Source organism: Tissierellales bacterium (assembly GCA_025210965.1).
In the GTDB taxonomy this organism is placed as follows: domain Bacteria; phylum Bacillota; class Clostridia; order Tissierellales; family JAOAQY01; genus JAOAQY01.
In genome coordinates, this window is sequence record JAOAQY010000191.1 from 1 (window position 1) to 6,611 (window position 6,611).

The window sequence follows — 6,611 nt, forward strand, 5'->3', positions numbered from 1 at the left end:
AGTTAAAGAATTTGTTAAAGATAAAGCTATAATGGGGAATGTAAGTACCTATACGCTTGAATATGGTGAAGAAGATAAGATAGAACAAATATCGAAAAAGTGTGTCGAGCAAGGCGTTAATATATTGTCGCCAGCTTGTGGGCTTGGCATGGGAACACCTCTTAAAAATATTAGAGCGATGAAAAGAGGTGTTTTTTGTGATTAAAATAGTATTTAGAACTAATGAGGGTGATATAGAAGTAGATGGTAGTACTGGAGCTAGCATATTAGATATTATGAGGCTAAATGGAGTAGATTTAGAGGCTCCATGTGGAGGCAAAGGTGTTTGTGGTAAATGCAGAGTGATTATAGAATCTGGAAATGATAATAAGTGGTCGGAAGAAGAAATTAAATTCTTTTCAAAAGATGAACTCGAATATGGTTGGAGATTGGCTTGTATATACAGACCCGAAAAAAATATAGTAGTTAATCTAAAAGAAGATTCTAAAAGTGAATTTTCATTTTTGAAAGAAGATATTGATGTCTATGAAGAGGTATCACCATCGCTTCTTTCAAACAAGCATTTGATAAGTGGTCAACCGTTTGGAATAGCAGTTGATATAGGGACTACAACGGTAATAGCTAGCCTATTTTCTTATGAACTTGGGACTATAGTGGAAGAAGAATATGCCATAAATCCCCAAAAGACATATGGTTTAGATGTTCTTTCAAGGATAGAGTATCAAAATAGAGGAGAGAGAGAATTAAGAGAAATTCAAAGAAAAATAGTTGAGTGTATAGATGGATTGGGCTATAAACTTGCAAAAAAAGCTGATATAAATATTGAAAACATAGGAGCTATGACTATAGCAGGAAATACGTCTATGCTTCATTTTTTATTAGGACTAAATGCCATATCACTTGGTAAATATCCATATAAATCATTAGTCGAAAATTCTGTTATAGAAACTTTTGAAAACATTGGATTTAAAAATTTGGTTAGTGGGAAAGTATATATATTGCCACCTATAAGGGGCTTCATTGGTTCAGATATAAGTGCAGGTATATTAATTTCAAATTTGAATCAGAAAGAGCATACTACCTTATTTATAGATATAGGAACCAATGGAGAAATGGTTCTAAAGACCAATGAGAAGATGGTTTGCTGTTCATGTGCAGCAGGACCTGCTTTTGAGGGGGCAAATATCTCATGCGGTATGAGGGCTGAAGATGGAGCTATAGAATTTTTGGAAATAAATAACGATGGAACAATAGAATCTAAAACCATAGGAGACAAAGTAGCTGTAGGAATTTGTGGAAGTGCTATATTAGATGTTTTGGGAGAGCTATCTAAGTCTAAGCTTATTGGAAAAACGGGAAGGCTAAAAAAGCCAGATTTGTTAAGCGAAGATATGAAAGATTTAGTTGGAGAGCATGATAGCAAAAGATATTTTGAAATAAAACGAGATGATAGAAATTTTAGATTATATCAGAGTGATTTGAGGCAAATACAGCTTGCTAAAGGAGCGATTAGATCAGGTATAGAAGCTATGCTATTGTATTTGAACATTGAAGCTATGGATGTTGGCGAAGTGATAATAGCAGGACAATTTGGAAAACATTTAAGAGCAGATAGCTTAGTAGCTTCGGGATTATTGCCAAAAGAATTCGAAGATAAAGTTACTTATATAGGAAATAGTTCTAAAGCTGGTGCTATAGCTTGTTTAGCACATGAAAAGTGGAGAGAAGATGTTGAAGACATAGTTCGAGGAATAGAATATATTGAACTGTCAAAGCTAGAAGGATATGATAGATTATTTGCAGAATGCTTGAAATTTTGATGGGAGAAGGGTTTTTATGAAAACGAAAATTATCAAAGATGAAATGACACCGAGGGAAAGAATGGAAGCTTATTGTAGTGGAAAAGAAGTTGATAGAATACCGTGCTGTCCTTTTTGTGGAGAAAGTTTTGCACCGTATTTTGGATATACTCTAGATGAATTTAATCACAAGCCAGATGTAATTGTTGATACTGTCATAAAGACATTTAAAATGTTTAGACCAGATAATTGTAGTATTGGCCCTGGGCTTCATGGACTGCCAGAAGCTATGGGAGCTGAGCTAGAATTTCCCAAATATGATATACCAAGGATTTTGAGACCAGCTATAAACGATTATAGTGAAATATCTAAACTAAAAGTTGTAGATCCGTTAAAAGATGGTAGATTGAGGTATTATATAGAGGCGCTAAAGCGAATTCAAGATGAGGTTGGAGATGAGGTGTGTGTTGGAAATACTGTAGGAGGCCCATTTACAGCAGCAGCATTTTTGGTTGGTACAGCTAAATTTTTAAAAGATATCAGAAAGCATCCAGACGAGGTAAGAAAGGTAATTGAGATAGCTACTGAAAGTACTCTAGCAATGATGGATGCTGTTATGGATATTGGGATTTCTCCAGGGATAGCAGATCCCATAGCATCTTGTACTATGATTAGTCCTAAAATTTATAGAGAATTTGTAAAACCGTATACTACTAGATGCCAAGAACACGTTGCAAAGAGAATGGGTAGCGGAAGTGTAATGCATATTTGTGGCAAGACAAAAGGCATATGGAAAGATATGGTTGATACGGGCATAACAGGATTAAGTCTTGATAATTGTGACGATATAGAGGAGCTAAAAGTGGAAGAAGGTCATAGAGTGACGCTTATTGGAAATGTAGATCCAGTTGGAGTCATAATGAAGGGTTCAAGAGAACTCATAGAACAAGAAGTAAAATCGTGTATAGATAAAGCAAAAGACAGTCCAAATGGATTTATACTAGCATCGGGTTGTGATATACCAATAGGTACAGATCCTCAAAAAGTACATGATTTTATAAATGCAGCTAGAATACATGGAAGGAATTTATAGCTATGAAATTTGAGTGTAAGCTAAGAGAACAATGGTCTATAAAAAGCTTGGATGTTGGAGATATGATAGAGCGTGATTGGCAAAAAAATCCTAAGGATATAGCCATGTTAGCGCGCATGATTTCAGACAAAATAGGGAAGAATTTTTACCAATTGCCATTTTGCAATACGATAGAAGCAGAGGATTTAGGTGCAGTGGTCAAATATGCTAACGAAGAATCTACAAATAGAGTGAGTGAAGCAATTTGTAAGAGTGCAGATGAAGCGAGAGAGTTACTTGAAAAAACACTAACTGAAAAACCAGATATGGGTGAAAGAGCTAAGGCATTATATCTTGGAATAGCTGAGTTAAAAAAAGAAGGTCGACCAATAATATTTAATATAACAGGTCCTATCACTATTTTGTCTTACATAGTAGATATGAATGTACTCATAAAATTAAAACGAAAAGAGCCTGAGTTTGTAGAAAAACTTGAAAATTTTGTACTTTCACATTTGAAGGAGTATATAAGCTATTTCAAGTCATCTGGGGTGGATTTGTTTTCGTATGCTGATCCTGTTGGAAATATAGATATACTTGGAAAAAGGTATTTCGAAAAATGGACGAAACCACTTTCTCATAAAATGATTGAAATTTTTGAAGAGGCGAAAGTACCTGTTCATGTATGTGGCATGCTATCATGTGAGCTTGAAGATTCGAATGAGTTTAATTTTTTACAGGGGAGTGGCAAGCTTGTAAACGAATTGCCAAAAAAATTTAAAGTGTATGGAAAGAGCTGTATTCAACACTGGTAAAAGCATAAATATATGGTGTTTAAATTACAACGAGACGGGCATATAAGAACTAGGGGAAGTGTAGGGGAAAGTAGGTGCTTATATGAGTCTAGCTATAATTTGGGGTTTATTGTGTATATTAAGTGCATTGATTTTAACTCATGCTGTGATAAAGAGAAAGAAATATCATGGAGATTTGTTGTCTTCTTTTTTAATTCCACTTAGTTTTTGGATAATGTTTTGGGTGGGATGTGAGTTACTTGTACAAATTATTGACAATGAACAACTTATATTGGTGTTTCACAGTGCAAAATTTTTAGCTGTGGTTTTATTGCCGATGTTGCTTTTCAAGATAAGCTATATTAGATTTAAAAATCAAAAATTATCAAAATTTAATTTTAATTTATTGATTGGCATTGCTATTGTTTGGCTTTTGATAATATTTACAAATGATATTCACAATTTATTTTGGAGTACAAGATATATAGAAAAAGGCATGATAGTTAATGTTATTACCAAGAACAGCATATTTTTTTGGCTTCATGCAATATATCAGTATATACTTCTTACAATGAGTGTTTTGTATTTTATTAGAGCATATAAAAATAAATCTGCATTGTATAGAAATAGGGAATATTTGATGATTCTGGCTATACTTATAACATTTATAGTGAACATTACATTTTTGATAGTGCATAAAATATTAAATTTTCAATTTGATTTTACGCCTATTACATTTTTCTTTACTCTAGTGATGGTTTACTATGCGGTATTTTTATATAATCCAGACAAGATAAAGCATTTGGCGCGAGATTTAATTTTGGCAAAAATAGATCATGGGTTGTTGTTTGTAGATGTTGAAAATAGAATATTTGATGCAAATGATAGCTTTTTAAAATTAGTGGGTAAAAAGCGCAAAGATATTGTGAAATGGCCTATTGAAAGTTTAGATAAAAAATTATTAGATAAGATATTTGAACTAAAGACAGATTCAAATAGACAGGTTATATACAATTCTATGGACATGGACGGAGAGAAACATTATAAATTGAATTATCAAATGGTAGAAGACTATTGTGGTCAATATGTAGGTTATATAATAGGCTTTGAGAACGTGACATTGTACCAAGAAATGATAGCTAGGCTTGAGAGGGCACATTATTTAGATGGACTGACGGATCTTTACAATAGATCTTATTTTGAATCAGAAGTTGAGCATTTTGATAATATAGAAAACGTGCCTATGGGTTTCATAGAAGGCGACTTAAATAATCTAAAAATGATAAATGATACAGAAGGACATCATAGAGGAGATGAACTTATTATAGCGGCAGCTCAAATATTAAAAAGAGTAGCTCCTTCGAAATCAAGTGTATTTAGAATGGGCGGCGATGAATTTTTAGTAACATGGCCTAATGCTACTCATAAGGAGATAAAAGAGTATATAAATCTAGTAGAGGCGATAATGGGGAATACTAGTTTTGGAAATGCATTGAGTGTATCCATAGGTTATTCTATACAGAAAAAAGATGAAACGACACATGAAGCTATGAGGCGAGCGGATGAAGATATGTATTTGAACAAGATTATGAGTGGAAAAGGCTCGAGGGACAATAATATAGAATTGTTTAAATACATACTAGCAAGTAGAACATTTGAGACGGTTGAACATTTAGAGAGAACGGGAGAGCTAGCGAGAAAGTTTGGATACTATTTGGGTATGAACTCAAAGGATATCAAAAAACTTATAGTGCTAGCACAGGTACACGATGTTGGTATGATACTTTTGCCAGAAAAGGTATTGATAAGCCAACACGTATACACTGAGGAGGAACGCGCTATAATGAGAACCCATTGCAAGTTAGGAGAAGAGCTACTTAAGAAAAGTACATCACTAAATGACATAGCTCACTATGTTGGATCACACCATGAAAGATGGGATGGAGAAGGATATCCTAGAAAACTAAAGGGGGAAGAAATTCCATATTTATCTAGAGTTATTATGATAATAGATTCCTACGATTTTATGCTAAATCCTAAAAGATATAGGAGAACACTAACAAGTAGCGAGGCAATCGACGAGCTTTTGAAGAAGGCAGGCAGTCAGTTTGATCCTAACTTAGTTAATCAATTTGTAGAGATGTTTGAACTTGAAAAATTATCGAATTCTTAATTTTGAGATTTATTAGATAAAAGAGTTTTGATATTGTTTGTAGAATGATATAATGTATTAATAAAAAGGACTAGGTGATTATACATAGTCCTTTATTCTTTTTAGATATAGTTTTGTGAATATGGAGGTCTCTTATGAATGGTATACTAAAACAAGTAGCGGAATATTTAGAACGACATTTGAAGGAATCTAGACGATTTGATTTTGAGGTGAGATATAGGTATGAACACAGTATTAGAGTTGCAAACATAGGGATTGAAATAGCAAAAGAAGAGAATGCAGATATAATGGTAGTAGCGCTTAGTGGATTATTGCATGACTATGGAAAGTTTGACACTGAAAAGAATGTAGAGCATGGTAGAGTTTCTGCTAAACTAGTTAGACCTTTTTTAGAAACTTTGAATATTGAAGATACTCAAGTAGAATTGATTTGTCAAGCGATAGCTTCTCATTGCGATGGGAATGGGGAAAACTTGGAGGCAATTGACACTCTAGAGGCAAAAATACTAAGAGATGCAGATAGAATTGATAGGTTTGGATTTAATAAAGTATTTTTGAGACGTTTTCTAGATCATCAAAAAGCGCTTACAGATGCGAATAACCAAATGGAACTAACTCGAAGGAGAATACATATATTAGAAAGTTTAATTTCAGAAGACAGAATGAGTACTGAGCTTGGAAAAACTATGCTAGAGAAAAGAGTTAATTTCCAAGTTCAATTTTACAAAAGATATCTAAGGGAGCTTGAGTTATCTAATTTGTTGGAATTTGAT

General features: G+C 33.5%; 6 protein-coding genes. All 6 read left to right on the plus strand.

What is annotated here, in order from left to right:
* Positions 1-205 (plus strand): hypothetical protein (locus N4A40_13885; protein MCT4662942.1); only part of this gene is annotated, 205 nt, incomplete at its 5' end.
* A complete protein-coding gene (locus N4A40_13890; GenBank protein MCT4662943.1) occupies positions 198-1,820 on the plus strand; it encodes an ASKHA domain-containing protein in 1,623 nt (540 codons plus the stop codon). The genes N4A40_13885 and N4A40_13890, both read left to right, overlap by 8 nt.
* A 16-nt stretch (positions 1,821-1,836) precedes the next feature.
* Complete coding sequence (locus tag N4A40_13895) at positions 1,837-2,892, plus strand: uroporphyrinogen decarboxylase family protein (protein MCT4662944.1); 1,056 nt, start codon at positions 1,837-1,839, stop codon at positions 2,890-2,892.
* A gap of 2 nt (positions 2,893-2,894) precedes the next feature.
* Complete coding sequence (locus N4A40_13900) at positions 2,895-3,686, plus strand: hypothetical protein (protein MCT4662945.1); 792 nt, start codon at positions 2,895-2,897, stop codon at positions 3,684-3,686.
* A gap of 82 nt (positions 3,687-3,768) precedes the next feature.
* A complete protein-coding gene (locus tag N4A40_13905; GenBank protein ID MCT4662946.1) occupies positions 3,769-5,838 on the plus strand; it encodes a diguanylate cyclase in 2,070 nt (689 codons plus the stop codon).
* 134 nt (positions 5,839-5,972) lie between these two features.
* Positions 5,973-6,611 (plus strand): HD domain-containing protein (locus N4A40_13910; GenBank protein ID MCT4662947.1); only part of this gene is annotated, 639 nt, incomplete at its 3' end.

Excerpts from the sequence above, each read along its gene's own strand:
- N4A40_13895 (MCT4662944.1), top strand. The coding sequence starts at position 1,837 with ATGAAAACGAAAATTATCAAAGATGAAATGACACCGAGGGAAAGAATG.
- N4A40_13900 (MCT4662945.1), top strand. The coding sequence starts at position 2,895 with ATGAAATTTGAGTGTAAGCTAAGAGAACAATGGTCTATAAAAAGCTTG.
- N4A40_13905 (MCT4662946.1), top strand. The coding sequence starts at position 3,769 with ATGAGTCTAGCTATAATTTGGGGTTTATTGTGTATATTAAGTGCATTG.